This window comes from Aurantimonas sp. A2-1-M11 (assembly GCF_036549475.1).
In the GTDB taxonomy this organism is placed as follows: domain Bacteria; phylum Pseudomonadota; class Alphaproteobacteria; order Rhizobiales; family Rhizobiaceae; genus Aurantimonas.
Genome location: NZ_JAZHLI010000046.1, coordinates 1 through 25,959 on the forward strand (window position 1 = coordinate 1; position 25,959 = coordinate 25,959).

Annotated in this window: 40 protein-coding genes and 3 tRNA genes; 18 read left to right on the forward strand and 25 right to left on the reverse strand. The window is 65.9% G+C overall.

The window, feature by feature from the left end; translation table 11 throughout:
* Positions 1 to 426: 426 nt before the first annotated feature.
* The 3 genes from VQ042_RS17845 to VQ042_RS17855 form a co-directional block, all read right to left on the reverse strand.
* A tRNA-Glu gene (locus VQ042_RS17845) sits at positions 427 to 501 on the reverse strand.
* A 187-nt stretch (positions 502 to 688) separates the two neighbouring features.
* Positions 689 to 1,678 carry a YcbK family protein gene (locus VQ042_RS17850; RefSeq protein WP_331821670.1) on the reverse strand — a complete coding sequence of 330 codons (990 nt, stop codon included), beginning with the start codon at positions 1,676 to 1,678 and terminating at the stop codon, positions 689 to 691.
* Positions 1,679 to 1,944: 266 nt separating this feature from the next.
* Positions 1,945 to 2,385 carry a VOC family protein gene (locus tag VQ042_RS17855; protein ID WP_331821671.1) on the reverse strand — a complete coding sequence of 147 codons (441 nt, stop codon included), beginning with the start codon at positions 2,383 to 2,385 and terminating at the stop codon, positions 1,945 to 1,947.
* Between the two features lie 343 nt (positions 2,386 to 2,728).
* Between VQ042_RS17855 and VQ042_RS17860 the strand changes: the two genes are divergently transcribed.
* From VQ042_RS17860 to VQ042_RS17890, 7 genes are all read left to right on the forward strand, one after another.
* Positions 2,729 to 3,307 carry a cold-shock protein gene (locus tag VQ042_RS17860; RefSeq protein WP_331821672.1) on the forward strand — a complete coding sequence of 193 codons (579 nt, stop codon included), beginning with the start codon at positions 2,729 to 2,731 and terminating at the stop codon, positions 3,305 to 3,307.
* 13 nt (positions 3,308 to 3,320) lie between these two features.
* Positions 3,321 to 3,785, forward strand: a complete 465-nt coding sequence (locus VQ042_RS17865) for a DUF192 domain-containing protein (protein ID WP_331821673.1) — start codon at positions 3,321 to 3,323, stop codon at positions 3,783 to 3,785.
* A gap of 53 nt (positions 3,786 to 3,838) precedes the next feature.
* Positions 3,839 to 3,915 (forward strand) — tRNA-Pro (locus tag VQ042_RS17870).
* A gap of 64 nt (positions 3,916 to 3,979) precedes the next feature.
* Positions 3,980 to 4,285 (forward strand): ETC complex I subunit, encoded by a 306-nt coding sequence (locus tag VQ042_RS17875; protein ID WP_331821674.1) that lies wholly within the window; start codon positions 3,980 to 3,982, stop codon positions 4,283 to 4,285.
* Between the two features lie 42 nt (positions 4,286 to 4,327).
* A tRNA-Arg gene (locus tag VQ042_RS17880) sits at positions 4,328 to 4,403 on the forward strand.
* Between the two features lie 310 nt (positions 4,404 to 4,713).
* Entirely contained in the window at positions 4,714 to 6,105 is a 1,392-nt protein-coding gene (locus VQ042_RS17885) for an HD domain-containing protein (protein WP_331821675.1), read from the forward strand.
* The gene (locus VQ042_RS17890; protein WP_331821676.1) at positions 6,102 to 6,650 is read left to right on the forward strand and encodes a hypothetical protein; all 549 of its coding nucleotides are present in this window, start codon (positions 6,102 to 6,104) and stop codon (positions 6,648 to 6,650) included. Before VQ042_RS17885 ends, VQ042_RS17890 begins: the two co-directional genes overlap by 4 nt.
* Before the next feature lie 33 nt (positions 6,651 to 6,683).
* On the opposite strand, the gene VQ042_RS17895 is transcribed toward VQ042_RS17890, so the two are convergent.
* The 21 genes from VQ042_RS17895 to VQ042_RS17995 form a co-directional block, all read right to left on the reverse strand.
* Positions 6,684 to 7,811 (reverse strand): hypothetical protein, encoded by a 1,128-nt coding sequence (locus VQ042_RS17895; RefSeq protein ID WP_331821677.1) that lies wholly within the window; start codon positions 7,809 to 7,811, stop codon positions 6,684 to 6,686.
* Complete coding sequence (locus VQ042_RS17900; RefSeq protein ID WP_331821678.1) at positions 7,798 to 8,079, reverse strand: hypothetical protein; 282 nt, start codon at positions 8,077 to 8,079, stop codon at positions 7,798 to 7,800. The genes VQ042_RS17895 and VQ042_RS17900 overlap by 14 nt, the downstream gene beginning before the upstream one ends.
* 45 nt (positions 8,080 to 8,124) lie before the next feature.
* On the reverse strand, positions 8,125 to 8,400 hold the full coding sequence (locus tag VQ042_RS17905) for a hypothetical protein (RefSeq protein ID WP_331821679.1): 276 nt from the start codon (positions 8,398 to 8,400) through the stop codon (positions 8,125 to 8,127).
* Positions 8,397 to 8,861 carry a hypothetical protein gene (locus tag VQ042_RS17910; protein ID WP_331821680.1) on the reverse strand — a complete coding sequence of 155 codons (465 nt, stop codon included), beginning with the start codon at positions 8,859 to 8,861 and terminating at the stop codon, positions 8,397 to 8,399. Before VQ042_RS17910 ends, VQ042_RS17905 begins: the two co-directional genes overlap by 4 nt.
* On the reverse strand, positions 8,858 to 9,916 hold the full coding sequence (locus VQ042_RS17915; protein WP_331821681.1) for a DUF5131 family protein: 1,059 nt from the start codon (positions 9,914 to 9,916) through the stop codon (positions 8,858 to 8,860). The genes VQ042_RS17910 and VQ042_RS17915 overlap by 4 nt, the downstream gene beginning before the upstream one ends.
* Positions 9,916 to 10,227, reverse strand: coding sequence for a hypothetical protein (locus VQ042_RS17920; protein WP_331821682.1), 312 nt, complete (start codon positions 10,225 to 10,227; stop codon positions 9,916 to 9,918). The genes VQ042_RS17915 and VQ042_RS17920 overlap by 1 nt, the downstream gene beginning before the upstream one ends.
* Positions 10,220 to 10,891 (reverse strand): HNH endonuclease signature motif containing protein, encoded by a 672-nt coding sequence (locus VQ042_RS17925; protein WP_331821683.1) that lies wholly within the window; start codon positions 10,889 to 10,891, stop codon positions 10,220 to 10,222. The genes VQ042_RS17920 and VQ042_RS17925 overlap by 8 nt, the downstream gene beginning before the upstream one ends.
* Positions 10,888 to 11,256 (reverse strand): hypothetical protein, encoded by a 369-nt coding sequence (locus VQ042_RS17930; protein WP_331821684.1) that lies wholly within the window; start codon positions 11,254 to 11,256, stop codon positions 10,888 to 10,890. The genes VQ042_RS17925 and VQ042_RS17930 overlap by 4 nt, the downstream gene beginning before the upstream one ends.
* The gene (locus VQ042_RS17935) at positions 11,253 to 11,468 is read right to left on the reverse strand and encodes a hypothetical protein (protein WP_331821685.1); all 216 of its coding nucleotides are present in this window, start codon (positions 11,466 to 11,468) and stop codon (positions 11,253 to 11,255) included. Before VQ042_RS17935 ends, VQ042_RS17930 begins: the two co-directional genes overlap by 4 nt.
* A 2-nt stretch (positions 11,469 to 11,470) precedes the next feature.
* A complete protein-coding gene (locus tag VQ042_RS17940) occupies positions 11,471 to 11,839 on the reverse strand; it encodes a DUF4326 domain-containing protein (protein ID WP_331821686.1) in 369 nt (122 codons plus the stop codon).
* On the reverse strand, positions 11,836 to 12,090 hold the full coding sequence (locus tag VQ042_RS17945) for a hypothetical protein (RefSeq protein WP_331821687.1): 255 nt from the start codon (positions 12,088 to 12,090) through the stop codon (positions 11,836 to 11,838). Before VQ042_RS17945 ends, VQ042_RS17940 begins: the two co-directional genes overlap by 4 nt.
* 4 nt (positions 12,091 to 12,094) lie before the next feature.
* Positions 12,095 to 13,099: a DUF2303 family protein gene (locus VQ042_RS17950; protein WP_331821688.1), complete on the reverse strand. Its 1,005-nt coding sequence runs from the start codon at positions 13,097 to 13,099 to the stop codon at positions 12,095 to 12,097.
* A gap of 43 nt (positions 13,100 to 13,142) precedes the next feature.
* Positions 13,143 to 13,493: a hypothetical protein gene (locus VQ042_RS17955; protein WP_331821689.1), complete on the reverse strand. Its 351-nt coding sequence runs from the start codon at positions 13,491 to 13,493 to the stop codon at positions 13,143 to 13,145.
* Entirely contained in the window at positions 13,490 to 14,176 is a 687-nt protein-coding gene (locus VQ042_RS17960; RefSeq protein WP_331821690.1) for an HD domain-containing protein, read from the reverse strand. The genes VQ042_RS17955 and VQ042_RS17960 overlap by 4 nt, the downstream gene beginning before the upstream one ends.
* On the reverse strand, positions 14,173 to 14,445 hold the full coding sequence (locus tag VQ042_RS17965) for a DUF4031 domain-containing protein (protein ID WP_331821691.1): 273 nt from the start codon (positions 14,443 to 14,445) through the stop codon (positions 14,173 to 14,175). The genes VQ042_RS17960 and VQ042_RS17965 overlap by 4 nt, the downstream gene beginning before the upstream one ends.
* Complete coding sequence (locus VQ042_RS17970) at positions 14,442 to 14,942, reverse strand: hypothetical protein (RefSeq protein ID WP_331821692.1); 501 nt, start codon at positions 14,940 to 14,942, stop codon at positions 14,442 to 14,444. The genes VQ042_RS17965 and VQ042_RS17970 overlap by 4 nt, the downstream gene beginning before the upstream one ends.
* Positions 14,939 to 15,115: a hypothetical protein gene (locus VQ042_RS17975; protein WP_331821693.1), complete on the reverse strand. Its 177-nt coding sequence runs from the start codon at positions 15,113 to 15,115 to the stop codon at positions 14,939 to 14,941. The genes VQ042_RS17970 and VQ042_RS17975 overlap by 4 nt, the downstream gene beginning before the upstream one ends.
* On the reverse strand, positions 15,112 to 15,471 hold the full coding sequence (locus VQ042_RS17980; protein WP_331821694.1) for a MerR family transcriptional regulator: 360 nt from the start codon (positions 15,469 to 15,471) through the stop codon (positions 15,112 to 15,114). The genes VQ042_RS17975 and VQ042_RS17980 overlap by 4 nt, the downstream gene beginning before the upstream one ends.
* A gap of 106 nt (positions 15,472 to 15,577) precedes the next feature.
* Positions 15,578 to 15,859, reverse strand: coding sequence for a hypothetical protein (locus VQ042_RS17985; RefSeq protein ID WP_331821695.1), 282 nt, complete (start codon positions 15,857 to 15,859; stop codon positions 15,578 to 15,580).
* Positions 15,860 to 15,870: 11 nt separating this feature from the next.
* Positions 15,871 to 16,272 (reverse strand): hypothetical protein, encoded by a 402-nt coding sequence (locus tag VQ042_RS17990; protein ID WP_331821696.1) that lies wholly within the window; start codon positions 16,270 to 16,272, stop codon positions 15,871 to 15,873.
* A gap of 87 nt (positions 16,273 to 16,359) precedes the next feature.
* Positions 16,360 to 17,010 (reverse strand): LexA family protein, encoded by a 651-nt coding sequence (locus tag VQ042_RS17995; RefSeq protein WP_331821697.1) that lies wholly within the window; start codon positions 17,008 to 17,010, stop codon positions 16,360 to 16,362.
* A gap of 94 nt (positions 17,011 to 17,104) precedes the next feature.
* Here VQ042_RS17995 and VQ042_RS18000 point away from each other — a divergent pair, with 94 nt between their 5' ends.
* From VQ042_RS18000 to VQ042_RS18030, 7 genes are all read left to right on the forward strand, one after another.
* Entirely contained in the window at positions 17,105 to 17,458 is a 354-nt protein-coding gene (locus VQ042_RS18000; RefSeq protein WP_331821698.1) for a helix-turn-helix domain-containing protein, read from the forward strand.
* Positions 17,455 to 17,925: a hypothetical protein gene (locus VQ042_RS18005; protein ID WP_331821699.1), complete on the forward strand. Its 471-nt coding sequence runs from the start codon at positions 17,455 to 17,457 to the stop codon at positions 17,923 to 17,925. The genes VQ042_RS18000 and VQ042_RS18005 overlap by 4 nt, the downstream gene beginning before the upstream one ends.
* Positions 17,922 to 18,632 carry a hypothetical protein gene (locus tag VQ042_RS18010; protein ID WP_331821700.1) on the forward strand — a complete coding sequence of 237 codons (711 nt, stop codon included), beginning with the start codon at positions 17,922 to 17,924 and terminating at the stop codon, positions 18,630 to 18,632. The genes VQ042_RS18005 and VQ042_RS18010 overlap by 4 nt, the downstream gene beginning before the upstream one ends.
* On the forward strand, positions 18,632 to 19,222 hold the full coding sequence (locus VQ042_RS18015) for an MT-A70 family methyltransferase (RefSeq protein WP_331821701.1): 591 nt from the start codon (positions 18,632 to 18,634) through the stop codon (positions 19,220 to 19,222). Before VQ042_RS18010 ends, VQ042_RS18015 begins: the two co-directional genes overlap by 1 nt.
* Positions 19,219 to 19,614 carry a hypothetical protein gene (locus VQ042_RS18020; protein WP_331821702.1) on the forward strand — a complete coding sequence of 132 codons (396 nt, stop codon included), beginning with the start codon at positions 19,219 to 19,221 and terminating at the stop codon, positions 19,612 to 19,614. Before VQ042_RS18015 ends, VQ042_RS18020 begins: the two co-directional genes overlap by 4 nt.
* Positions 19,608 to 20,189 (forward strand): hypothetical protein, encoded by a 582-nt coding sequence (locus VQ042_RS18025; RefSeq protein WP_331821703.1) that lies wholly within the window; start codon positions 19,608 to 19,610, stop codon positions 20,187 to 20,189. The genes VQ042_RS18020 and VQ042_RS18025 overlap by 7 nt, the downstream gene beginning before the upstream one ends.
* Before the next feature lie 478 nt (positions 20,190 to 20,667).
* The gene (locus tag VQ042_RS18030; RefSeq protein ID WP_331821704.1) at positions 20,668 to 21,108 is read left to right on the forward strand and encodes a hypothetical protein; all 441 of its coding nucleotides are present in this window, start codon (positions 20,668 to 20,670) and stop codon (positions 21,106 to 21,108) included.
* A gap of 17 nt (positions 21,109 to 21,125) precedes the next feature.
* On the opposite strand, the gene VQ042_RS18035 is transcribed toward VQ042_RS18030, so the two are convergent.
* Entirely contained in the window at positions 21,126 to 21,428 is a 303-nt protein-coding gene (locus VQ042_RS18035; protein WP_331821705.1) for a DUF982 domain-containing protein, read from the reverse strand.
* 110 nt (positions 21,429 to 21,538) lie between these two features.
* On the opposite strand from VQ042_RS18035, the gene VQ042_RS18040 reads away from it, so the two are divergent.
* The 4 genes from VQ042_RS18040 (at position 21,539) to VQ042_RS18055 (ending at position 25,901) form a co-directional block, all read left to right on the forward strand.
* Positions 21,539 to 22,774 (forward strand): DUF7146 domain-containing protein, encoded by a 1,236-nt coding sequence (locus VQ042_RS18040; protein ID WP_331821706.1) that lies wholly within the window; start codon positions 21,539 to 21,541, stop codon positions 22,772 to 22,774.
* The gene (locus VQ042_RS18045; RefSeq protein WP_331821707.1) at positions 22,771 to 24,351 is read left to right on the forward strand and encodes a DNA primase family protein; all 1,581 of its coding nucleotides are present in this window, start codon (positions 22,771 to 22,773) and stop codon (positions 24,349 to 24,351) included. The genes VQ042_RS18040 and VQ042_RS18045 overlap by 4 nt, the downstream gene beginning before the upstream one ends.
* A gap of 135 nt (positions 24,352 to 24,486) precedes the next feature.
* The gene (locus VQ042_RS18050; protein ID WP_331821708.1) at positions 24,487 to 24,723 is read left to right on the forward strand and encodes a hypothetical protein; all 237 of its coding nucleotides are present in this window, start codon (positions 24,487 to 24,489) and stop codon (positions 24,721 to 24,723) included.
* Positions 24,724 to 25,055: 332 nt separating this feature from the next.
* Positions 25,056 to 25,901, forward strand: coding sequence for a hypothetical protein (locus VQ042_RS18055; RefSeq protein ID WP_331821709.1), 846 nt, complete (start codon positions 25,056 to 25,058; stop codon positions 25,899 to 25,901).
* Positions 25,902 to 25,959: the final 58 nt, after the last annotated feature.

Below are 25,959 nucleotides of genomic sequence, written 5' to 3' on the forward strand. Positions count from 1 at the left end.
ACGCCACGAAGGGTACCATGCGGGTAACTTCCGGGAAGAGCCGGGTGCGGGAAAGCCGCATGCCCGGATCTGTGAGGGCGAAGCCGAATAGCCGAGCTACTCGACCACGACCGTCGTGGAACGCTGCCTTGCCGATGTGGCCCGCACCCTCGCATGGCGCGCGACGAGCCGTTTGCGGCCGCGATCATCCCTTCGCAGTGGATCTGTTCGCACGTGTGATGGTGAAGGATGGATCGATACGCAAGGATCCGACATCCGGTGGCGGGCGCGCGGCCAGAGCGTTGAGACGCGCTGACGAAACGGTCAGTCGGCCGAGCGACCGCGGAAGTCCGACCTGCGGCCTCCAGCCGTTGTCGCAAGCGACGCCCAGTGGGCGCAATATGTCAGTGATTTCGTGTGGCTGTTGCCGTGCCATTCAACGGGGAATGGTACGCCCAAGGGGAATCGAACCCCTCTCTCCACCGTGAAAGGGTGGCGTCCTAACCGATAGACGATGGGCGCAGCGACGGCGTGTATACGGTGAGTCTCTGGTGACCGCAAGGGCGGGAAAAGGGGTTTTTCGCTCCTGCGGAAATTTCTCTGCCGGCATCACGCACGCGCAACGGTCTCGGTGGACGTGTCAGGAAACCGGCGGCAAATCAACGGCGCGCGCAGCGTCCCGGACCTATGTGCCCGGGTGCGCGATAGCCTATTTGCGACCGCGGCAGGACCAGTTCCAGTCGCGCCTGTGCCCGACATCCACGTGGATCGCCTGGGTGTGGCAATAGGTGCCGACACCGCCGCGGCCCGGCAGCGAACGGACATAGGCGGCGACGGCCATGTTGTCGGCGCCGGGGATGATGATGTCGGCGGCCTTGCAGCCCATGTGCTGCGAGCGGCGCGCGCCCTTGACGCGCTTGTTGTGGGTGGGGCTGCGATAGCCGGAGGTGACGATCACCTTGGTGCGATAGCGCTGCTCGACACTGCGCAGGATCCGCACGAGATCGGCGGGGAAGCACGACGTCTCGACGCTCTCGCGCTGGACCATGAGGCCATTGGGCGCAAGCCGGGCGAGACCCGTCGACAGCGAGGCGACGCGGTAGGAGCTCTCCATGTCCTCGATCATGTCCTCGTCGGCGGAGGCGCGCTGGCCGATCTCGAAGAGGGAGGACGGATCGACGCCCGGGAGGGCATCGCCCGCTGCGGCGGCACCCTCGCGCTGCAGGACCACGCGGCGCGACTTGCCCTTGTCGACATTGGCGATCGGCGTTCGGGCTTCCGAGCGGGCAAAGAGGGAGGAGAAGAGCGAGGTTTCGGAGGATCGGCTTCCGCCGCCAGGAGAGGACGTGTCGGTCGCATAGGCGGCAACGGCCTTGCTGTCGGTGCCTGCGGGTATGAGCGGCGTGGTCGCGGGCATCTCCGCGATGGGCGGCGGCGGCGCAGCCGCTTCGCCAGCGACCGCCGTGGCCGCAGGCGCGGCCGACGCGATCTCGACGGCCGGCGTGTCGGCGGTCTCGGCCCCGTCGGCGGCAGCGGCGCTGCCTTCGTCAAGCGAGGTAGCTGCAACATCGGCCGCGGCATCGGACGCCGAAGCCGCACCTGCAAATCCGAAGGCGGACGTGTCGTCGATGGCGGAAACGCAGCCCGACAGAATCGGCGCAGTCGACAGCAGCACTGCCAGCAGGACGTGCGGTTTCATCGCGAGGCGGCGAGTGCCTGGACGCTCATTCGTCAATCGTTTCCCCTCTCTGTGGCGCGTAGGCAAACCCGCCATTCCCGTCACGCAGCGACAGGGCAGCTGTACCGCGTCAACATGGTCCCCACCATGCGGAGCCGGAGCCACTCTCTGCCCCAGCGTCATGCCGCGCGCAACGACGTGCGAGCATTGTCTCTTAATAATGTCTTGCCGTCTATGGTGGGAATGCGGCGGCACGATGGTGGCCGCATTCCCTGTATTGTAGCCTCCTACCAGCTGCCGGTATTCTGCATCGAGGCCCAGGGCTCGGCAGGGGCCTTGGCTTCGCCCTTCTGCAGTAATTCGATGGAGATGTTGTCCGGCGACCGGACGAAGGCCATGTTGCCGTCGCGCGGCGGCCGGTTGATGGTCACGCCCTTGTCCATCAGCTCCTGGCAGGTGGCGTAGATGTCGGCCACCTCATATGCGAGATGACCGAAATTGCGCCCGCCCGAATATTCCTCCGGGTCCCAGTTGTAGGTCAGTTCCAGAAGCGGCGCCCGGGTCTCCTTGGCACCCGGCATGTCGTCCGGCCCGGCGAGGAAGATCAGCGTGAAGCGACCCTTCTCGCTCTCGACGCGGCGGGTCTCCACCATGCCCATCTTGTTGCAGTAGAAGTCGAGGGACGCGTCCACGTCGCTGACGCGGACCATCGTGTGCAGATAGCGCATTCGGTCTTGCCTCTCTTGTGATGAAGATGCGGACATTAGCGCCGTCTCACGCAGAGCCAACCCTTGTGCCGACAAAAAGCCGGGGCGGGGGGCAATCGGCCCGAACCTGGCGGGTTTTTCGGGGAGCATCGTGTGACGTGGCGCCACTCGCGGCCGGGCAGTCCGCAGGCGGCCGGTGGGCGCGCCGACGTGGTTGGCGCAGCGGCATCGGACGGGCGTCCCTTCTGTTTCTCCCGCCGCATTTCCTTGGAAAATCCCGGCCATGGCCTTGCCCCGATCGGGCTCATTGATGCTAAGTTCAGTCATTGCGATTCGGATGGTGGAAGTACAGGCGGAACCCCGAATGCCGGAGAGAAACCCCGAAAACGCCGAGGGCGGGTCCGAACGGTCCAATGCTGGGGACGTCGGCATTGCCGAAGTTTCGGGGCATATCAAATGGTTCGACGTGTCCAAGGGGTTCGGCTTCATCGTGCCCGACGATGGCGGCGCGGACATCCTCCTGCATGTCACCTGCCTGCGACGCGGCGGCCATGCGACGGCGCTGGAGGGGGCGCGCGTCGTCTGCGAGGTGCAGCAGGGCGAGCGCGGCCTGCAGGCCTTCCGGGTCCTGTCGATGGATTCGTCCACCGCCGTGCATCCCTCGCAGCTTCCACCGCCGCGCACCCATGCCGCGGTCACCGCCAGCAGCGATCTGGTCAGCGCCGTCGTGAAATGGTTCAACCGGACCAAGGGCTACGGCTTCCTGACCACGGGCGAGGGGACCGAGGACATCTTCATCCACATGGAGACCCTGCGTCGCTTCGGCATGACCGAGCTGCGGCCGGGCCAGGACGTGCTGGTGCGCTTCGGCGACGGCGACAAGGGGCGGATGGCGGCCGAGATCCATCCCGGCACCGGGCCGGTCCAGCCGCCGTCCCACTGATCTGAGGCAAGCGATGGCAATGAGACGCTCGATCCTGGCGGCAGGCTTTGCGGTGTTGGCGGTGATCGCGGCTGCCTATTACGCTGTTGCCGATGGCGGTCTGTCGACCGCGACGCTGGAGACCGCCAGCGGCAGCCACGCGATCAAGGTCGAGCTCGCCCGCACGCCCGAGACACGGGCGACCGGCCTGATGAACCGCTCTTCCATGCCGGCCGACCAGGGGATGCTCTTCGAGTTCGACGAGACCCGCCCGGTCGCGATGTGGATGAAGAACACGTTGATTCCGCTCGACATGCTGTTCATCGATCCGCAGGGCGTGGTGAAGCGGGTGAAAACCAACGCCCAGCCGCTGTCGCTCGACACGATTCCGTCGGGTGCGCCGGTCAAGTACGTTCTGGAGCTGAATGGCGGTGCCGCGGCGCGCTTCGGCGTGACGGTGGGCGACCGACTTCGCCACGAGATCATCCCGCAGCCTTGACATCCCGTCCGATGCCCGCCAAACCCCGCATCGACAGGCACGTCACCACTGTCCGGAGCGTAGCGCAGCCTGGTAGCGCATCTGGTTTGGGACCAGAGGGTCGCAGGTTCGAATCCTGCCGCTCCGACCAATGGTCGACGGACACCGGTCTGACATAGGCGCGGGCCTGCCGCGCCGCCGCCGACGAGGCTAAGATGGTTGCGAGAATCTATCGTCCGACCCGCACCGCCATGCAGTCGGGCAAGGCGAAGACCCGGGAATGGATGCTCGTCTACGAACCGCAGCAGCCCAAGCGCGTCGAGCCCCTGATGGGCTACACCTCCTCCGGTGACATGCTCTCGCAATTGCGGCTGTCCTTCGAGACTCGCGAGCAGGCGGTCGAATACGCCGAGCGCAACGATATTCCCTACAGGGTCGAGGAGCCGAAGGAGACACGGCGCCCGAAGATCGCCTACTCCGACAATTTCCGCTATGACCGGCGCCAGCCCTGGACGCACTGACCGCTAAACCGGCCGGTCCCGACGCCGGGGCCGGCAGAGTTCGGCCCCGTAGCTCAGAGGATAGAGCACCGGCCTTCTAAGCCGATGGTCGCAGGTTCGAATCCTGCCGGGGTCACCAACAATTTCAACTGTTTAAATGTTTCGCTTGCTCAGGGCAGTTGGAACTTCCGGCCGTCGTTCCAACTTTTGCGCCGGTTTCGTTCCGTCCTCGGCATGGCTCATGAGAGTGTTCGCGGCGACGTTTGCGCCACGCTTTCGCGGCAGGGGGCCGTGGGGCTTCGCCAGCGCGATCGGCCATCGGCACGCGATGCGTACGATATTCGTCACGACGACGTTGCCATCCCGGGCGAATTGGGTAGGGATCGACCCTATTCTGAAACGTTCAATTCTGCTCCGCTGTGGAGCATCGAGAGCTGATTCTCGTGGAGGTGAGCGGCGATTTGGCAAAAACTCAGCGGATCCGAGATTCTGTCCACGGGTTGATTGTGTTCGACGGGCAGGGCGAAGACGCGGCGCGCGACCAAACGGCTTGGCAACTCCTCAACACGCCGGAAATGCAGAGGCTGAGACGCGTGCGACAACTTGGCGTGTCGGAGCTCACGTTTCCCGGCGCCACACATACTAGATTTGCGCACTCCGTGGGCGTCTTCGACACCGCACGGCGATTGATCGAGGTGCTGAAGGCAAAGCTGCCGGACGATGAATGGAGGCATGATCGCGCAGATGTTGTCGTGTTCGCCGCGCTCCTTCACGACATCGGCCATGGGCCCTTTAGTCACGCATTCGAGGAGGCACAGAAGGCGCGAGGGGAGGAGAAAAATCACGAAGACTGGAGCGCGGAGATCATCCTCCAGGAAGACGGCAAGATCCGCCGAATTCTCGAGAGATTCAGGCCAGGCATGGCGCAGGATATAGCCGATCTTCTTCGGGCCGACGTCCCGCAAGATGCCTACCACGCCGTGGTTTCCAGTTCGTTTGACGCGGACCGGCTGGATTATTTGCGGAGAGATCGTCTCATGACCGGCAGCGGTGCTGGTGCGATCGATTTCGAATGGCTTCTCGATAACCTGCGGGTGGCGGCCATCCAGATCGGGGCTGACGATGACGACATATTCGACGCAGCGCAAAAGACCTTCTGCCTTGATCGGAAGGCGTTTCAGGCGGCCGAAAGTTTTCTGCTGGCCAGATATCATCTGTTCGAGCAGGTCTACCTGCACAAGACGACGAGGGGTTTCGAGCAGGCTGTAGGTCAGTTGCTGGGCTGGATCGCAGCAGCCGCGCGCGGTGGTGATCTCGGGCGGTTAGGGCTGGACCAGTTCGACCCTCTCGCGTCGTTCTTCGCCGACGGCGGCGGGACACTGGAAAACTACCTGGCATTGGACGACTCTATCGTCTGGGCTTCGGCCGCGCGGGTAGCAAAGGGTCCCGATGCGAATGCGAAACGATTGGCTCGCCGGCTCCTCGACCGCGAACCGTTCAAGGTCCTCGACATCCAAGGCACATACCCACGACGACCAAATGAAGACTTGGATGCGGCCGAGGCTCGGTGGCAAGCTGAGATCCAACGAATCGATGAAATGTTCGCGGATCAGATTGGCATCACGGTCCTGAAGGATGTGGCTTCGATCAGCATCTACAGTGAGATCGGCTCCGATCAGACGAAGGCGCAGAAGCGTTTGATGATCTTGGTCAACGAGGCGCCTCACGAAATTACGCAACTCTCGGACACGATCCGGGCATTACAAGCAAAACGCACGCTCGTTCGCTATTTCTTCAGCAGCGATGGAGAGCGGCAGCGGGCATTGGGAGGTCAACCGTGACCAAGCATCATCACCTTGTGGCGCAGACTGTCACCGCTGCCAACGGTGAGATCGTCGGACGTGTCCGAATGCAGAAAGTGTTCTACCTTCTCGAACAACTCGGCTTGGGCAGCGGTCTATCGTTTTCCTACCACCACTATGGGCCGTACTCCCGGGCACTTGATGAGGCTATTGATGCTTCGAAGGCATTCGATGGCCTGAAGGAAGAGATGCGAAATAGGGTGTCCGACGGGGCGCCCTTCAGTGTCTTCATCGCCCAGCAGAAGGCAAATTCAGCTGACGGAAAAATAGGCAACATCTCTGCCGGTGATGCCGCAGTTCTGTTGGAGCGGATGAAGGCTGCGTCTTCAACCGTGATCGAGCTTGCTGCGACCATCCATTGGCTCGCGACAAAAGAGTGTGTGCCTGACTGGCGGTCTGAGCTACGTCGCCGTAAGGGCGTTAAAACAGAAGGCGGCCGGACAGAGCAGGCGATTGCGCTGCTGGATCAGCTTGGTCTCGTTGCCGAAATCCCGATGGCACTGCCGCACGCCGGTGCGGCATAAGGAAACCATCGCGCTCCCGCACTGCGACGCTTGCTACTTCAAGCCAGTGATTTCAGTCTCGTTAGCCGTCCTGCGGCGGCCAAGGCGTCGTGCAAGATCGGCTCCGCGTACGGACGCGAGGTCTACTGGCTGATAGGCGCGGTGCAGAGCATTCGACGTGGAAATCGAGTTCGCCATCTTCGCCGAGAGTGTTGCCGGGTCGGCGTTGCCTGCGCGGGCTTCCATGGCACCCGACCGCCGCATGTCGGCAAGGGTGCGGGTGTCGCCCGGGAACTCGAGCTGGCGCACCACGGCGAAATCGTCGGGCAGCGTGAAGCGTGAATACTGGCGGCCGGAACGATTGCGGAAGATCGGCCCGACTTCGACCGGCTCGCGTTCGAGATAGGCATCAAGAATGCGCACCGCCCGGCGACTAAGCGTGCCGATCGCCGCGGCGCCGGTCTTCGTGCGGCCTGCAACGAAATACGTGCCGAGCGGATCGCGCCGTCGTTGCTCCACCGTCAGGCTGCGCACGTCCACCGGCGACATCATCGTGTCCCATGTACAGGCGATAGCGGCTGCCAGGCCGTGGTAGCCCTCGCGCCAGGCGCGCTTGACCAATCGGACCGCCTCGCCCTCGTACCAGCGCAGGGACCGCGCCGCCGGCTGGCGATTGCGGATGCCGAGGGACGGATCCTTCTTCGCGCCGGTGAGCCCGATCGCGGCCGTCACGTTCCACAAGGCGCGCCAGATCTTGATCGTTCGCCACGCCTCGCGGGGGCTGACCGTCTCGGCAATCCTGCGTCGGAAGGCGGAGAGCGCCTGCAGCGATACGTCCGGATCCATCGGCGACATGTCACCGAAGACCGGCGCGATTCGGGCAAACCCGCGTTCCCATTCCTCACGCGTGCGGGGCTTCTTTTCGCTCCACTCGTCCATGGTGCGGAAGCGGTCGAAGGCGTCGCCGAACGAGCCGCGGGGCCAACGCGGACGCACAGCTTCCTCGATGCCGCGGCGGTGCCGCTGCCAGCGCTCGTTCCAGCCGGCGGCGATCGTCCAGGCGTCGGGCCCGTCCTTCCCACAGCGGATCGATGCGAAGCCTTCGCCGCGCATAGCCTTGGTCGGCTGCCAGTACCCATGGCCCTTCTTGACCACGTAATAGGGGATCTTAACCCTCGCCATTGCCCATCGCCGCTATCCGCGCCATTGCCCGACCTGCAGATTGGTTTGCCACGGGCGCTCCTGGCAAGGGGCGATGGCGCCGGGCGCGCCAGGCATCGATCTCGTCGAGGTCGAAATTGCCGGTGTCGAGGTCCGGCGGCGGGAAGCCACGCGACAGCAGTCGCGGCAGCACGTCCTGGAATTCGGGGAGTGTGAGGCCGAGGCGGCGCGCAGCCTTTTCCGGCGACACGTCTCGCGGCTCAACCTGATATCGGATTGAGGTCGTCACGGCTCGTACTCTCCGTGCGTGGCGGCCAGAGGCTTCGCGCCCATATTAAACCGCTCCCTTTTCCAGCGCAGTGCGTCCGGCGCGCGTGATCTTCAGCCGCGGGTGGCGGCCGCCATAGTCGATGCGGGCGAGCCCCTGAGCGGTGAGCGCCAGACCATCGGCGGGGTCGACGTGGCCGGTGATGCCCCTGAAGCCGCCGGTGATCCGGGCAAGGCCGAGCGGGCGCGAACGCTCAAGCGTCTGCAGTGCCTTGCGGGTGGCCGGGTCGAGCGGTGCCGGAGTGACGGGCCGGTCGGCGGAGTGTTGGTCGAGGCGTGTCATGGGCTGACCTCGGAGAAGTAGCCGTCCCGCTGCAGCTGGCGCAGCGCCTGCCAGGCGTCGGTCTCGGCCGTGGCTTCGGCGCCGAGCGTGACCTCCGCTTCTGCCAGGGCCGGCAACAGCCGGTCGAGGGCGGCGGAGAGGTCGCTCGCCTCGTCGATCACCAGCACGTCGCGGTCGGTGAGGATCTTCGCGAAATGGTAGGCGGTCAGGCCGAACTCGGCGACAGGGCGGCCCGGCCTGCGGAAGCGGTCGAAGGGTGACCGGGCGCGCTGCAGCCGGCGGATGATCAAGCCGCGATCAAGGTCCTCGATCTCGAGCAAGTCGATGCAGACCGTGTCGAGCTGGTGCAGCGTCTCCGCCGTCTCCGGCTCGGCCAGATCCCGAGCGCCATCTTTGACGACGCTCCGAAACAAGTCGACAACGAGCAGTCGCTCGACGCGGCGGCGATCGGAGAGGGTCATGGCCGCACCTGCGGGAAGGCGTCATGCGTCACGCCATCGAGGAGACGGCCGGTGGCCTTCTTCGGGAGCGGCATCGACGTCGTGCCCATCTCGGGGTCGTCGCGCCAATAGTGCAGGATCCCGCGATCCTCCGCGTCGGACCAATCCCACTCGCCGTTTGCGTCGTGGCTCTCGTGAAGCCATCCGCCCCATTGCTTGAACAGGAACGGCACGCCGGCGGCCGCGCATTGATCGCGGATGCTGCGCGCCCACTCGGGGTGCATCGGCCGGGCGCCGGGGCCGCTCTCGCCGCCGGCGACGATCCAGTCGAGGTGCGGCCAGTCGATCGGCTCGTTCCGAAAGTGGCCGTCGCTCGGCATCGGATAGCGGATGTAACTCTGAAGCGAATCGACCCAACCGGACCCCGTGTCGATCGAGGTCAGGTCCACCGGCCCCAGTAGCGGCTCGGCCGAGATCCAGCGCACGGCCGCCGGCGTGTCGAGCAGGACCGGGATGCGCTCGTCGGCGCGCTTCTGGTCCTCGACCGACACGCCCAGCCAGACGTTGGGCAGCGGCCACCACGCATGCCCCGGTGTGATGTGCGCCAGGGGAACGAGCACCATGTCGGCATCGCCCCTGTCGCGGCGGAAGCGGATGATAGTGTCTGCGATGCGCCCGAGGGATCGACCCATATAATCGCGCATCCGCTCGGGCCGCTTTGTCAGCACCTGAAACGTGTGCTGCGGCGCCAGCGCCATCACGGCGAAGACCTTGTCGAGCATGGCGTCGGTCACGCCCTCGGCGAACAGGTCGCCATGGGCGCAGACGAAGATCATGCGCGGGCGCCGCCAGCGCAGCGGCTGGTCGAGCCATTCTTCATTGAAGCGGATCTCGCCGTTCCAGACCGGGCCCGCCTTGCTGTCGCGGGTCAGGCCGACACGGGAGGGGATGTTCCGCAGTCGTGTGCCGGCGAGCCGCATGGCGTAGCAGTTGGTGCAGCCGGGCGAGACGACCGAGCAGCCGGTGATGATGTTCCAGGTCGCGTCGGTCCATTCGATCTTGGTGTGGTCGGCCATCAAGCGCTCCCTGCGGTTGGCGCGTTCCCCGCCGCGAACTCGGCGATGAAGCGCTGCAGCTCCTCGTCGATGCGGGTGAGGCGGTCCATGTCGGCCTGGGTCGGTTCGGCGTCGGGCTCCAGGACCGTCATGATGCTGGAGAACAGATGCTGCGCGCCGGCGAAGAAGGCATTGCGCATTTCCAGCAGCTGGGTCGCCGGCGCATCGTCCGGGACGGCTGCGAGGCGCAGGCTGACCCAGCCGGCCTCGATCAGCTGGCCCTTATCGGTCAGATCGCGACAGAGGCGTTCGAGATGGAGGCGATCAGCCACGGTCGCCTCCCGAAGCATGGGATGGCATCCGCGACTTCTCGCGGACCCGGTGCTCGAGCTTCGCCACCGCCATGATGGTCGGCTTCAGTTCATTCGGGGACTTGTCGTAGTCGCGCCCGAACCTGCCGTTCAGCCTGGGGAGCAAGGCGCGCGGCACCAGCTCCCAGTTCGACGGATCGGTATTCGTCCTGTCACCGTCGAGGCACTTGAGGGCGAAACCCTCGGGAACGGGGCCATGCTTCCGCGTCCACAGGTGGACGTGCTTGTGCACGTAGCGACGCTCATACCCGGTGTGGGGATTCGTCTCGGCCACGCTGATCTCGACATAGCCATCCTTGTTGACGCGCTCGTGCCCGAGATACTTCGTGTTGTGGGGCTCCTGACCCCGCTTGAACTGCGTCTTCCGCGCGTTCGGATGGCGGCCGCCGGTTCCAGGCGCGCACGCCTTGCCCTTGTTGACCGGCACCGCACCCTTTTCGAAGCAGCCGGTGCGGCCCGTCTTCCAGCCCTTGCGCTTGCGCAGGCTGTGCAGGTTCACCGCCGTCACGTCGTCGCGGCCGAACGTCTCGCAGAAGCGGCGGTGATAGTCGCCGATGACCAGCGTCCGGTGCTCGTCGAGCCAAAGCATCTCTTCCACGCTGTATGGGATGTTGCGGCCTTTCATTGCGCTGCCTCCTGCCGCGCCCATTCCTGTTTCTCTTCCTCGATTTCGCGAGCGATCCGCCGGGCGTCTGCTTCCTCGCGGTCGCGATCTTCGTCGCTCTTTGGCCCTTCGGTTTTGCGGTGATCGATTTGCCGCCCAGCCATGCTTTCCGGGATCATGTCGGAGACCCCCCGCCCATGTCTCGCGATCAGTTCTGCCGCTTTGAACTGCAGGGCTGCCGCCCCGACGATCTGGTCAGAGACGCCGACGATTGCCTTGGCGCGCTCGACCTCTTGATCGACCTGCTCAGCGGTCAGACCTTCGTCGGACAGACGCTCAAGCTGGGCGAACAGGTGGTTGTTCAGGTCGGATAGGCGGTTCTTCACTGCGCTTCCCCTTTCGCATCGACGTCCGTTTTCTGGACCGGCGGTGCGAGATCGGTCGCTGAATGATCGGGCTCCGCCGGCGGGTCGTAGGGCAGCACCTGCGCCACCTCGATCGGCAGGCCGACCTGGCGGGCTGCCGCGTCAAGCCAGTCCATCACGGCCTGGGCGTCCCAGCCGGGGTGGTCGCATTTCAGAACGGCGGTCACGAGCATCTTCACGTGCGCTTCTCCATGTTGGCGACGGCCTCGAGGAGGGTGTCAGCGTGGCACGGCCCGTTGAGGGCGCACCAGCATGCAAGGTTGTGGCCGGATAACTGCTGCCACCGCATTCGCAGAGCTCTGCGCGTGGCCTCCTGCTCGGCCATCGTCGCCTTAGCCGAGAACAGGATGAGGCCGCGGCCTATCAGTAAGCAGTGGTAGCGGACGCATTCGGCGCGCGTGCCGTCGCGGCCGACCACGAAAGGATTGCCGAACGGTCCCGGCCGGGCAACGACCATCGCCGGCAGACCGTTGGCGGCGCGCGAATGGGCCTGCAGGTCGAAGCCCTTGGCGCGAGACAGGCGAAGGCGGACGGGCGCGGTCATGATGGCTGCCTCTTCTGTTCGAGGAATGACTTCACGGCGGCACGTTCGAGCGGCGCCTGGCCCGGTTCGGTGATCAGCAACAGGACACCATCCTGCAGCTCGGCGTCGAGGATCCGGACGCCCTCGATGCCCGCCCGCCGCCATTCGATCGCGACAGCACCGCACAGGGAATCGACGAAGGCGCCGAGATCCATGTGCGGAGGGCAGAGGCGGTCGCATGCCGCGACCTGAATGGGGCGGGCGGCATTCATTGGGTCAGGCGTTCCGCATTTCCGGCTCGCCCTCATAGACGGGCAGGCCGGTGGCCGACTTCACGGACGCCATGGCGTGGTCGACCGCCTCGGCGATGACGCGGTCGGGTCGGTAGAGCTGGTAGAACCAGATCAGCGCGCCGCTCTTGGCGCGGTACCGCAGCCGGACCGGGACCTCGACCGGATCGTCCCGGAAGAACGGCGCGACGTAGAGGACGAAGGCGCCCGGTACTTTGATCGGCTGGCCGTCGGCGCCGGTGTGCTTCTCTTCGAAGACGACCTGGCCTTCGCCCGACTGCAGGGTGACGCTGTTCTTGACCTGGGCCTCGACATTCACCTGCAGGCCGCGAGCGAGCTGGATCAACTGGGCCGGTGTCGCGACCGTGGTCAGCAGGTCACGCTCGACCGTGAGGCGGGTCGCGTCCTCCGCGGCGGTGATGTCGGGAATCCGATCCTCGACGAAGGCGGCGAAGTCGGCCTGCGTCATGGCCACGCCGTTGGTCTTCACCCAGGCCTGCCATTCCTCCGAGAGCGGGAAGCTGTAGCGCACCCGGTGGACGCCGTTGGCGGCGAAGCCCTTCGGATCCTTGTCGTGATAGTCGATGACGGCCGTCAGGCTCGGCTTCGTCCAGTCGGAATCGGCAAAGACGACGGAATGCTCCGTAGCATGGCGCTGGACTAGGTCGATGAAGCTCTGCAGCGAGCCGGCGATGGCCACCCCGCGCCGACGGTCCGGTGATGTCCGCCAATATTCGGCGCTGGTCTTGAGGTCGACGACCTCCGGCTTGTCCCCATGCACGATAGCGATGGGGAACCGGTCCGGCAGGCCGGGCATCCCCTCGTTGGCGTAATCGACGAAGGCAATCTCGACGCCGGTCGCGCGGGACCCGAGTGTCGCCAGCTTCTCGACGGCGTCGCCGTCCAACCGCAGGGCCTCGCTCATGTTCCAGGTGGTCGGCGTCACCAGTTCGACCTCAGGGGCCGCTGCTGTCGTGGTCTTGTCGGCCATGGCCGTGTCCTTTCGAGTATGGGGAATCGGGTCGGTGCGGCGGTTACTCGCCGACGGCGTCCTGGCTGCGTGAGGGCACCGCGCGGGGGCCCTCGAACATGTCGTGCTGGCGCGGATGCTGGGTGGAGAGCGCGCCGTCCTCGGTCACCCAGAAGACGGTCGAGCGCCGCTCTTCCTTCGGCCGCTTGGACGTGAGGTCGGACTGGATCGTCACCATGCCGGCCTCGACCTTGAGGTTCAGCTTGAGCGTGACGTGGCCGTTCGCCTTGCCCTTCGGTCCGGCCGCTTCGTTCAGCGCGGTCAGCGTCTCGGCCAGCTCGCGCTTCATGGTCTCGGCGAGCTCGCCTTCTTCCAGCAGGCCGATAAGGGCCTGCGGTTCGCGGATCAGTTTCACGCTGCGTCTCCTTCGGCGAGGCGCCCGGCGGCGAGGGCCGCGTTGGGGCAGAGGCGGTTGAGGGCGATGATGAAGCGCTCGGCGGCGATTCCGGCGGGCCACGGCCGGATGCGGCCATTGCGCAGCAAAAGGGGCTGCGCCTGTTCGACGGACGGGTGCCACGGACGCGGATCCCACCGGGCCATCAGGTCGCGGCGCTCGGTCTTGAGGGCGCGCACGTCGTAGCTTTTCACGATAGTGCGGGCGCGATCATCGATCGGTGGCAGGCCGGCGGCCCGGTGGATGACGGTGTCGAGCCGCTGCTCGATCCGCCGCCGCAGGGTCCGCCAGCGAGCGATCTGCGCCTCGACGACCTGGTCGGGGACGCCCGCTTCTGCGGCGGCGGTGAGCATCTCGGCCTCGATCGCGGCCTTGGCCGGGCTCGGCGTGTCGCCGAGATAGGCCTCGTGACCATCGTGCAGAAGGCAGTAGGCCGCAACCAACGGGTCGTCGATCTCGTCCTCGCAGGCCTCGGCCATCAGCACCGAATGCTGGGCGACCGAATAGGCGATGGCGGTCTGGCCGGCAAAGCGCGCGATGAGAGAGAGGCCGTGGGCGATCTCGGTGAAGAGATGCTCCGGCTCGACCACTGGCGCGGCGAAGTCCAGCGCGCGGCCGGTGACGGTCTGCGCCCAAGCGGTCATGGCCGCGGCTCCTGTGTCTCCAAGCGGCGGGCGAGGAGTTCCGCCACCTCGCTGCGCGTGATCTCCTTCGCTCCGGCCTTGATCGCGAGCGCCCGCTTGGACAGGGCGATGTCGTAATGCTCGCGGTATGTGCCGGCATGTTGCCGCCAGCGCCGGGAGACGCCGATGCGATCGGCCATTGCCTGCAGCTCGGCTGTGGTGTCCGCAAACATGTGGCACATGACCATTCGGCCGAAGCGGGCCCGCATGTCGTCCACGTAGACGGTCATGGCTGGCCACCCTCAGTGGGGAAAGAAGGATCATTCGCGCGGGAGGGGGCGGGCAGCGGAATGGGCGACCAGTGGGTGTGGTAGCCGGGCCAGCCGCCGACGTTGAAACGGGCCGCTGGCGTGTCGCCGTTCTCTGCTTGGGTGATGCACTCCACCGTCAGGCCACAATCCAGCGGCGACCCGACGTAGGGTGCCTCTCCGAGCCATTCGCCGTCTCGCCAGCACCACCACAGCACGTCGCCGAGATCTTCGTGCCAATCGTCCAGCGGCTTAACTTCGACGGCCAGCGCATCTGCCGCATTGTGGTCGCGAACGATGCGCTCGGCGATCTCTGCCGTCGGGAAAACGCCGACGACGCTGTGCTTGAACGGCGTGCCGGCCAGGACGGTCCGGGACGATTCTTCCCACGACATGAGCTGGATGAACCAGTCGCGATCCTCGACCGGCAGGTTTTCCATGGCGTGGCGGGCTTCGCGCTGGGCGCTGGTTTCGGTCATGGCCGGCCTCCGGTCTTGTCGCGCTTGATCTTCGCCACGGTGCGGTCCGGATGGCGGCGCAGGGCCTCGGTCTCGGCGGCGCGGGGCGTGGCGGCGGTGACGAACACCGGCGCGGGCACCTTGCCGGCGACGGCGTCGAAATGGACGCGGAAGGGCGTGAGGGGCGCGCTCATGCGGCTGCCTCGAGATTGTCGCGCCGGGTGACGGCGAGGAGATTGCGAAGATCCTCGCGGGCCTTCACGCGTGCGGCGATGTCGTCGTCGAGATCCTGTAAGCGGATCGCCAGCGCCGCCAGCATTTCGCCGGAGCCGGGCTCGAGCGTCAGGAGGCGCGCGATCTCGGTCAGCGAGAAGTCGAAGCGCGCGAGCTGCAGGATGCGCGCCAGCTTCCTCCGGTCGGTCTCGGAATAGAGCCGGCGCGTGCCGCGGCGCTCGGGCGCCAGCAGACCGCGCCCCTCGTAGAAGCGCAGGGTGCGCAGGGTGACGCCGAATTCGGCGGCCAGATCGCCGATGCGGTAGGGCGCGCTCATGCGGCACCGCCGATCAGGGCGGCGCCCGCCACGAGCGTCGCCACAAACCCGCCGACGACGGCGAGGGAAAGCAGGTCCCAGGCTACTTCGCGGGCGAGCGCGAGCATCAGCTCACCGTCCGGCTCTTGCCGAGCGCCAGCTGGCGGGCGGCGGCGCCGTGGCGGGTCAACTCGTACGGCGTCCAACCGCGGCCGATGAGGTCCGCGTCGGTGCAGTGGCCTTCGATGCCGCCGGCGATGTAGATCATGTCGGCGGCCAGGCATTCGGCCTCGGCGGAGATCTGCGGGAACTCGCGCTCGGTCGTGAGACCGGCGCCTCGCAGCCGGGCGCAGATTGCAGCGTCGCGTGCGGCGATCTCGGCGGGGGTCATGGGGCGGGTGTGGATCATGACAGGCTCCGTCAGTTGAGAGTGGCCGCCATCCAGCCCAAGCCGAGGCCAATGGCGACGGAGGCGAGCGAGGCGATGAGGATGAGAGTGGCGACCAGTAGGACGTCGCCGGTGGCGCGCACCGGGACGATCATCGTGTCGGTGGCGGGGTCGAAGAACGGGCCAGCCCGGTAGGTGCGCGGCGCGTCATGCTCGTCGGGCAGATCGATGGGCCAAGCTGCGCCGGTCGCCGACTTGGGAGGAGTCGCGGCGACCGGCGCCGACCCGGCGGCCGAAGGGGCCCTGCCACCGGATGCGATGCGATCAAGAGGGGGGAACGGCGCCAGACGGTGCAGCCGGTCCGCTCCTGGTTTGGGCAGGGGCGGGCCGTTGAGGCTCTCGCTGAAGACTGAGGTGGGGCGTACGGAACGCATGGAAGGCTCCCATCGGGGTTCGATGAGAGCAATGTAGCCATGACGGCTACTAGTCTGTCAAGTGCATGTAGCCGAAAAGGCTACCTGCTATTCACGCGAGACCGAGTAGCGAACTCTCCCGATCACGCGGACTTCCTCGCCTTCACTCTCGCCTTCGAGGGGAATGGGGCGTTGAAAGCGCGGATCGTCCGACTCAGCGAGCAGCCACATTCCACCCTCGGGGTCGCGGTGCAGGAGCTTGATCGTGGTCTCTACGCTGCCGTCCAACCGTTTGCGCTCGACGATGTAGCGACGACCGGGCAAAGGGCTTTCGTTGTCTTCCCATGGGGCGGTGCAGACGACCACCGATCCCTCGGCGTAGCGTCGATTCATGGACGGTCCGCGAACCTCTGCTGCAAAGAGCTGAATTCCGTCGAAGGCGGGATCTCGCGGCACCGCGATCTCGTACCAGTCATCAGGGTCTGGCCATTCGGCGCTTTCCGACCAAAGTCCCGCCTGAACTGCAGCCTTTACGGTCACCGGACGAACGGACGACGGCGACGCGAGTATGTCGAGCGGAGGAACGCCGAAGGCTTTGCCCAAGCGCTCCATCCAGGTCGTGGTCATGTCCATCGTTCCGGATATCAGCTTGGATATCGTTACCGGGTGCGCGTCGACACGTTCGGCCAAGGCCTCCCGCGTTACACCCTTCTCCTTCATCAGGGTCTTGATACGGTTCGGGATTCGAGCGTTCTGCATGGCACGATGGTAGCCAATACGGCTAACGCCGAAACTGCGATATCGACTACATCTGCTTGACAGCATGGTAGCCGTTATGGCTACACTTCCCTCCATGTCACACCTCACGCTTTCCGAATGGCGCAGCGAATCGGGCAAGAGCCTTGCTGAGACCGCTGCACTTCTGGGCATCGGCGGCGCCAACGCGGCCCGCACGCTGCAGCGTTACGAGCGGGGCGAGCGGCCTTGCCCCCTCGATCTGGCTCTCGCCGTCGAGCGACTGACCGTCGGGCGTGTCGCGCCGTCGAGCTTCCAGCAGGCCCGGCGCGACCGCACGGCGGCGCAAAATGAGCCCGGGTCGGAGATCGTTGGCGTGGGTGGGGCGCTCGTTCATGATGGCGAAACTGCGGCAGACGGTCGCAGCGGTCACGCAATAAGCGCGGACCCGGCATTGCGGGCCACCCCATGACCCGCGCCTCTTCCGATCACCAGCGCACGGCGCTGAAGACCGCAACCTTCGCGGCGGTGAAGGCCGGCGGCGGCTCGCAGGCGATCGGCGAGGCCGCGCTGACCCGCGTCGGCCAGCCGATGCTGTCGCTCTATGCCGCCACCCACGAGGACAGCCGCTTTGCCGGCATCGACGTGGCGCTCGACCTCGACCTGGTCGCCGGCCAGCCGTTCCACGCCCGCGCGCTCGCCTCGCTGCAGGGGTTCGACCTGACGCCACGGGCCGGTGGTGCAGCTGCGCCCGGTGCGATGCCGACCATGGCCGACGCGATCCGCCTGATCCACGAAGCGCACGACGTCGAGACGGCGGTGCTGGAGGGCATGGCCGACGGCCGCCTGACGCCCGCCGAGCGTCGACGCATCAAGACCGAGATTGCCGAATTGCGGGCCGTGCTCGCCGAGATCGAAGCAAAGGTGGATGCGGCATGAAGACGAAGGGCAACGGCTGGACGGAATCTGACATCACCCGCGCCACAGCCATGTGGGCGAACGGTGCGAGTTATGTGGAGATTGGCGAGGACGTGGGCCGCTCGCGAAACGCCGTGGCGGGGTTCATCGATCGCCATCGCGACCGGTTCCCGGCGCGCGAGACGTTGCTGCCGGGCTCGCGCGAGACTGTCGCCACGCGACTGAAGCGCGTCGCGCCGCTCTGGCAGGCCGGGCTTGCGGCGGCGGATATCAGCGACCGCACAGGTCTGGCGCCGCACCAGATCTACAATCTGGCCCGCAACCATCCCGACCGGCTGCCGCCGCGAGGGCAAGGGCCGGCGCCGATCCAGCGCGCCCGGGCTGCCGTAACGCGAGCGGCCGGAACGCCCAGCGCGACCGAACCGGCGAAACAGGCCGCGCGGCTTGATCCACCGGCCAAAGCCGACGCCTTCAAGCCTCTGTCAATTACACGCCCGGCTCTGCTGTGGGAATCCTGCGGCTGTACCTGGCCGGTGCATGTCGATGGGTCCGACCCGATGCGGAATGCGACCCTGTTCGTCTGCGATGCGGCGCCGGCCAACAAGAAGCGGACGCCGGACGGGCGGGTGATCCCGGCACCGTATTGCACGACGCACATGGCGATGGCGGCGGGCGAGACGGAGTGGCGCGCCAAGCGCGAGGCCATGGATGCGAGGCGGGCGGCATAATGCGGCTGTTCGACTGGCCTTTCGGCGCGCTGGAAGCGCAGAGCTTCAACCTGATCATGGCCGACCCGCCCTGGACCTTCGAGATACGGTCCGACAAGGGCGACGCCAAGAGTGCCCAGGCGCAATATGACTGCATGGATCTGGCATCCATCCGGGCGCTGCCGGTGCTCGATCTGGCGGCATCGGACTGCGTGCTGTGGCTGTGGGCGACCAACCCGATGTTGCCGCAGGCGCTGGAGATCCTCGCGGGCTGGGGCTTTACCTTCAAGACGGCCGGGAGCTGGGGCAAGACAACGCTTTCTGGCAAGCTCGCCTTCGGCACCGGCTACATCCTGCGCAGTGCCAACGAGCCGTTCTTGATCGGCACCCGCGGCGCGCCAAAAACCAGCCGCAGCGTTCGCTCGTTGATCATGGCGCCGCGGCGGGAGCATTCCCGCAAGCCGGATGAAGCCTTCGCCGCCGCCGAGCAGCTGATCCCCGGTGCCCGCCGGCTTGAGCTGTTTTCGCGCACGGATCGGCCCGGCTGGTCGACCTGGGGCAACGAGGTCGGCAAGTTGGGCACGGCTGAGCTTGGCGAGGGGCTGACATGAGCGCCCCGCGTCTGCCCGAAGTCGACAAGGCGGCGATCATTGCCGCCTACGTGGCCGGCGAGCCATCCAGGGCCGTCGCCGAGCGGTTCGGCGTCGATCCGACCTATCCGCGCACTCTGGCGCGGCGTCGGGGCGTGGCGCCGCGTCGCGCCGACATTGCCATCACCATGTCCCGGCCGGGGCGGCTGGCCAAGCTGACCTACGTCCTGCCGCCGGATGCGTGGTCGCAGGAGGAAAAGGCGCGGCTGGCCGAACTGGCCGGGCAGGGCGCCACCGCCCGTCAGGCGGCCATCGCGCTGGCGTCGGAAGGGTTCCCGCCGCGCACCCGCGCCGCCATGGCAAGTATGGCCCGGCAGCTCGGCATCGCCTTCGTGGGAGGCCGGCGATGGTAGACGATCCGGGCTTCCTCGCCTTTGCGCAAATCCATCTGAAGGCCGGCGCGGACCAGTCCTTTTCGATCGGCGACGGCTTTGCCACCTATGCAGCCTTTGCGCGCGGGCGCGGAGCGGCGCCGCTGTCGCGCACCAGTTTCGGGGCGATGGTTGCTGCTTTGGCAAAGCGCGTCGGCGGTGGCCGGGCAAATGATGTCGTGTTGGGCCTGGCGCTGCGATCGGCCGGCGCCGTCCCAGCCAGCGTGGGTTTGCAAGACGTGCCGGCGCCCCAGCCGATTACGCCGAAGCTAATGGTGCCTACTGGCTGCAGGCCTGTAGCTCCAACCATGTCCGATGCGTCCTGCGCCGAACCGGAGGATGCGGTCGGCCGCTTTCTCGCGGCGCGGCTCGTCGAGCGCCATGGCTCTGTGCTGTCGCTGGAGGCGCTGCGGGCCGAAGTTGGCACGCACGGTCTGAGATTTACCGACGTCATCGAGCGTGCCAAGGCGCGCGGCCACACTGTGCGGCGCAACGCCTGGGGTCCGGATTTTCTGACCGATGCGCATCTCGTCGATGCCCCGGAGGCCGCGGAATGATGTCACCCTATCGAGCCTCCGTGCCGCGTACTTCGATTGTGCCTGCTACAGGGGCACTTCCCTTTGATGCCGGCAATAGTTGCGCAATTCGTCCTCGCTCAGATCGAGCATGTACGTCACCTCGGCCGCAGAAAATCCGGCCTGGAATGCGCTTCGGATTGCGTACCATCGGGGATTCCGCAGCGGTGGCGGCATCGTGGCGGAATGGTCGTGGTGAAAGAATTGGCGTCTGGGCTGCGGTGTCGCTGTCATTTCGAGCTCCTGTAGAGCCGCTCGAGCGAACGCAAAACATCTCGAAGGGACGGGGGCGGAGGAAGGAAGACACGAGTGCCTTCCTCAACGGACGTGGTGATTACGCTGCGTCTCAATTGTGGTCCCGACGTGATTGTTGCAGCGCAAATCGTCGCTGCGGTGGCGAAGCATCGGTGCCCGATGTTCCCAACGACGCGCAGCTGGTTTCTGCAAGGGATGTCGCGGAATGAAAATCGCGCTGCATCAAACCCTCGCTGTGCTCGAAGAAGAGCGGTCATTGACATGCTCCTGGTGCGACCGTTCGGCGCTGGCATCCGCGTCAACGCGGGCCGGTGAGACATCCGGCGAGGTTCTCACCGGACTCCGATGCGCACAATCTCGTCTTACCCGTGAGCCGATCGTAGCGGAAGATCACGTCCTCCCGCATGCGGACGTGCTCATACCGGAAGAAGAACGCGACAAGCGCAAACGACAACAGGACGGCGAGAGACGCCAAGATGCGAGGATTCATTCCGCCAAAATATCTCAACCGTGCTCCGAAATCGCTACGGTGGAGAATCGCTCGTCCGACCGCGCGTTTCTCGCACAACACAACAATGATACTCGGCGGGCCGGCGGCGCGCCTGAGCGTGGCGAGGAATATACAGTAGCAGAGGTGGCGGCATGAACCGCCACCCACAGACGTCAGGCCTGAACGCGGCCTCCTCCTTGGTGGGCACTCTGAATCCACGGCATCATGGTCTCCGGATCCTCCCAGATACCAACGTACTTAGCGAACTTGATGAAGTTCTCGCGCACGACGGACGCAGGCTTATTTCCCGCTTGAACATCGAAGCATGCACGGAGAAGGGCCTCGGCTCGCATGTCGCACCTGGTCCCTGTCCACTCGTCCAGGAAATCGACCACGTCCGAAATGCTGCAGATCTCCTGCACCAGGCGCTTCCCGCTTTTGACGAACACCGGTGCGCCGAAAACCTCCACTATCATGCTTGTCTCCCTCGAAATGAGCGGTTTGACGATACGCCGGCGCTGAGACAGCCACCGGACGGGATAAGATTTCGTTGCGCGAAAGCGGGCCTTCAAGAGGAGACCGCCGCATGAGCGACGAGACGGACGCTTTCGTGGCGCAGGCTGGGACCCTCGATATCCTGGATGGCGCCATGCGCACGAGCAAAGGCTCGGCGATCGCCGCGCTGCGCGGCCGCACCGAGCGCACGGGACCTTGCCCGGTCTGCGGCGGGACGGACCGGTTCGGCATCAATCTGGCCAAGCAGGTGTTCCTGTGCCGGCAATCCGGCGCCGCCGGCGGCGTGATCAACCTCGTCCGCTATCTCGATGGCGTCGACTTCAAGACGGCGTGCGAGATCCTCGTAGGCCGAGACTGGCCTGCGCCTGCTGACGACGGCGAACGCGAGGAACGGCGCGCTGCGAGGGAAGCTGCGCGCCGCGCGGCAGAGGCAGAACAGACGCGTGCAGCGGAACGGACCGCAAAGCGGGAGAGCGACACGAACGCCTTTCGCCGACGCGAATGGGACCGCTGTCTCGACGACTGGCGGGCGGCGGGGCCGTTCGCGGAATCACCCGCGGCCGCCTATCTGGATGCGCGCGGGGCTGCGCCTCCAGAGGGCGTGTTCGTGCGCTGCCATCCCGATCTCGCATACTGGCACGGCCGGGGTTCGTCTGCCCGGATCCTGCATCGCGGGCCGGCCATGCTGGTCCTCTTCATGCGGCCCTGTGAATTCGGATGGCAGCCGATCGGGCTGCACCGGACATGGATCGACCTGGAGGCACCGCCGAAGTATCGGCCGCTGCTCGCCGATCCCGAGTCTGCAGAGGCCTTGCAGACTAAGAAGATGCGCGGCACCAAGTCCGGCGGTCTCCTGCCGCTTATCGGTCGGTTCTCAACCGCGACCCGAATGGTCGGTGGTGAAGGCATCGAGACGACGCTCGCCTATGCGTGGCATGTCGACGGGAACGGCGACGGCCCGCGTGCCGACACGTTCTATTTCGCGGCCGGTGATCTCGGCAACCTGGCCGGCAAAGCGCTGGACCGGGTGCGCCATCCCACCCGGTCGAAGCTGGATCGGAAGGGACGACGGCGGCCGGTCTTCGTTCCCGGCAAAACGCCTGACCCGGCCAGCAGTGCCATCCCCGTACCCGAGCAGGTGCGGGAACTGGTTCTGCTCGGCGACGGCGATTCCGATCCAACCTTCACGCGGACGGCCATGCTGCGCGCCGCCGCTCGCCACCACCGGGCCGACCGACGGGTCCTCATTCACATCGCGCCTTCCGGCACCGACTGGGGTGACGCGGCCGCGGAGGATGCCGCATGAGTACCGTGATCGAATTCAAGGGGCCGCCCGATCCGCGCAAGCCGAACGATGACGGTCCGAGCGACTTCGACGTCAAGCTGGCGCTGCGGCCCCAAACGGATCTCGGCAACGTTGAGCGATTCCTGGGGCGCTTCGGCGGTGTTTTCCGCTGGTGTCAGGAGCTGGGATGGCTCGCCTGGGACGGTATGCGCTGGCAGGTCGAGAATGCGGAAACCCGCGCGATCCTCGCCGTCTACGACACGGTCCGGGCAATCCAGCGAGAGGCGCAGGCCCTTGAGCAGAGCGACCAGGATGTCGTGGTCACCGAGGAGACGAAGACGAAGCCGGCGGTCTGGCTGTCGCAGAAGGTGGCGCAGTGGGGCCGCTCGTCGGAGTCCAAATCGCGAATCGAGGCGATGGTGACGCTGGCCATGCGCAAGGTCTCGGTGCGACCGGATGCGCTTGATACCGATCCGATGCTGTTCAACGTCGCCAACGGTACGCTGGTGTTTCGCAGACCAGAAGACTGCCCGGACGGTGAGGACTTGATCGTCCTGAAGCCACATGATCCCGCCGACCTGATTACCAAGCTGGCCCCGGTCGCCTACGATCCGGCGGCGACCCGGCCTGCCTTCGACCGGTTCTTCCTGCGGGTTCAGCCGGACGTAGGACAGCGCCGCTATCTCGCGCAGTGGGCCGGCTACAACGCACTCGGCACCGCCGACGAGCACAAGATCGCGTTCTTCTACGGAAAAGGCCGGAACGGCAAGTCGGTGTTCACCGATACGCTGGGGTTCGTGTTCGGCGATTACTCGGACACCGTGGCGATCGAGACGTTCCTCGACCAGGGCGCCAAGCGCAAGGGCGGCGATGCGACGCCGGAACTCGCGGATCTGCGGCGGGTGCGCATGCTGCTCACCTCGGAGCCGGAGAAGGGCGCCAAGCTTGCCGAAGCGAAGATCAAGCTCGTTACCGGTGGCGAGGTGATCAAGGTTCGTCACCTGAACAAGGATTTCTTCCGCCTGAAGCCGGAATTCGCGGTGACCATGGCCGGCAACTACCGCCCGGAGATTTCCGGCTCGGACGACGGCATCAAGGCGCGCGTCGAGCTCGTTCCCTGGACGGAGTTCATTCCCCGTGAGGAGCGCGACAAGCGCCTGAAGCACAAGCTGGAGAAGGAGGCCCCCGGCATCCTCAACTTCGTGCTCGACGGGCTGCGCGACTATCTCGAGAACGGCCTCGTGACACCGGAATCGATCCTTGAGGCGACGAAGCAGTATTTCGCCGACTCCGATCCGCTCGGCCGCTTCCTCGAGCTGTGCGTCGCCGAGAAGCCCGGCAGCCGCGTCCAGTCGTCCGAGTTGCACCGGCTGCACTCTGCCTGGACAAAGGCGTCGGGCGAGAACGAGTGGTCGAACAAGGGTTTCACCAAGGCAATGAAGGAGCGGGGGTACCGCGCCAAACAGTCCAACAACGTCTACTGGTTGGACATCGTCACGCTGAAGACCGTCGACGACTTCCTCGACTATGACGGCAATCCACATCGCGGCGAGGGCGCGGCGCGCCCGTTTGCCGATCGCGGATACGGGGATCTGTAGATGCTCGCGCGGGTTCGCCTATCACCAGCTGATCATCGTGGGCATGCTCGGCTTCGAGCCATCGCTCAAGGCGTGGTGCCACGCCGGTTCGGCACCGCTGCCTTCTCGCTGGAGGACCGGCCGTGAGGACGCAGAATGACTCGACACGAACTCATCGAGCACTTCGCCAAACGAGCCGAAAACGACGGCAACTTCGCGATCGCTTGGGCGATCCTGCAGCTCGCAGAGGCGCAGACACACACCGCCAAGGCTCTCGGTCCGCTGGGCCACAGCGACCTGAACGCTGTGGAGATTGCCAATGGTCTGCGGTCGGTGGCCAGCGCCTTGACGCCGATCGACGGGATCGCCTCCGCGATCGAACGGCGCGGCTGACGCACCGCCCCGCACCCCTCCTGACGCGATGCGACGGAAATGACCCGCCGACGCCGGCAACCTCCCGTAATGGGGGGATGCTGGGAGGATGGACGGTTTCGGGAAGCCTTGCGTCGCAGCGCATTGGGAGGGTGCGGGAGGATTGGGAGCGTTTTCCGGGGTGCTTCATGATGTATGTGCGAGCGGGTGCGCATGGAGATGATCTCAATTATTCCTCCCCATCCTCCCATCCTCCCAAAGTGAACCATTAAGAGGCTGAATAATATGAAGAAAGAGGCGATGGGAGGCTGGGAGGTTGCGGGAGGTTGGGCAGCATGGCGGGAGCATCTGGCATGAAACGGATCGGGATAGAGACGCTGCTGGCCTGGGCGTATCGGCAGGAACTGCCGAAGGCGGGGTCGGGCACGGTGCGCGGCCATGCCGGGCCGGGGGCCGGCGTCGGCGGCTGGGACATGATCAGCGAATTCAGCGAGCTGCATACGCTGATCGACATGTCGAACCATTGGGGCTGCGTGCCGGACTTCTCGACCGAAGACGAACCGCATCCCGACGCCGTGCTGGTAGGCCAGGCGGTGGCGCGGTTCGGGGATGCGACCTTCGAGGCTTGCGAGGGATATGACGTGTTGGGCGATCTGCGGCTCGAGGATGGGAGCGCGCTGACGGATGAGGAGCGGGACGATTGTCATCGGCGCGGTGTTGCCATCGCCCGGATCAACGAAGCGCGGATGCCGGCGACGATTGCGCGTCTGGCCATCCTTGGCACCCATCCGGAATGGGCGGGATATCCGGTGGCACGCCTGCCCGTGTCCAACGCGCAGGGTGGGCCGGCCTGGTTTCGAAAGGCGGTGCGAGCCTCCGCGAACGGAGGGCCGGACATCACGATCGAGATCGACGGCTACGATCGCCGGCGCCAGCGCCCGCATCCCGGCGCCTATCGCCGGACGCGGCTGACGCCCGATCCGGTTCAGATCGTGGTCGACCGGGTCGAGTATCAGGCGTGGGTGCTGGCGCTGGCATCCCTTGCCGCTGATCTCGGCGGGGCGTTGGCCGACCATGCCGTGGACGGGCCGGATCGCTGCCTGTGGCCCTGGGACGGCGAGGAGCGGCGACAGACGCCGCGGGTCTTGTTTCCACAAAAATCGTCGGATGCCTCTGGACGCGCCCGCAGTGTGGCTTGACTGCGGGAATGATTTGGCGCATGCCATGAACACTGTAAAAGTTCAGACGCCTCGGTGA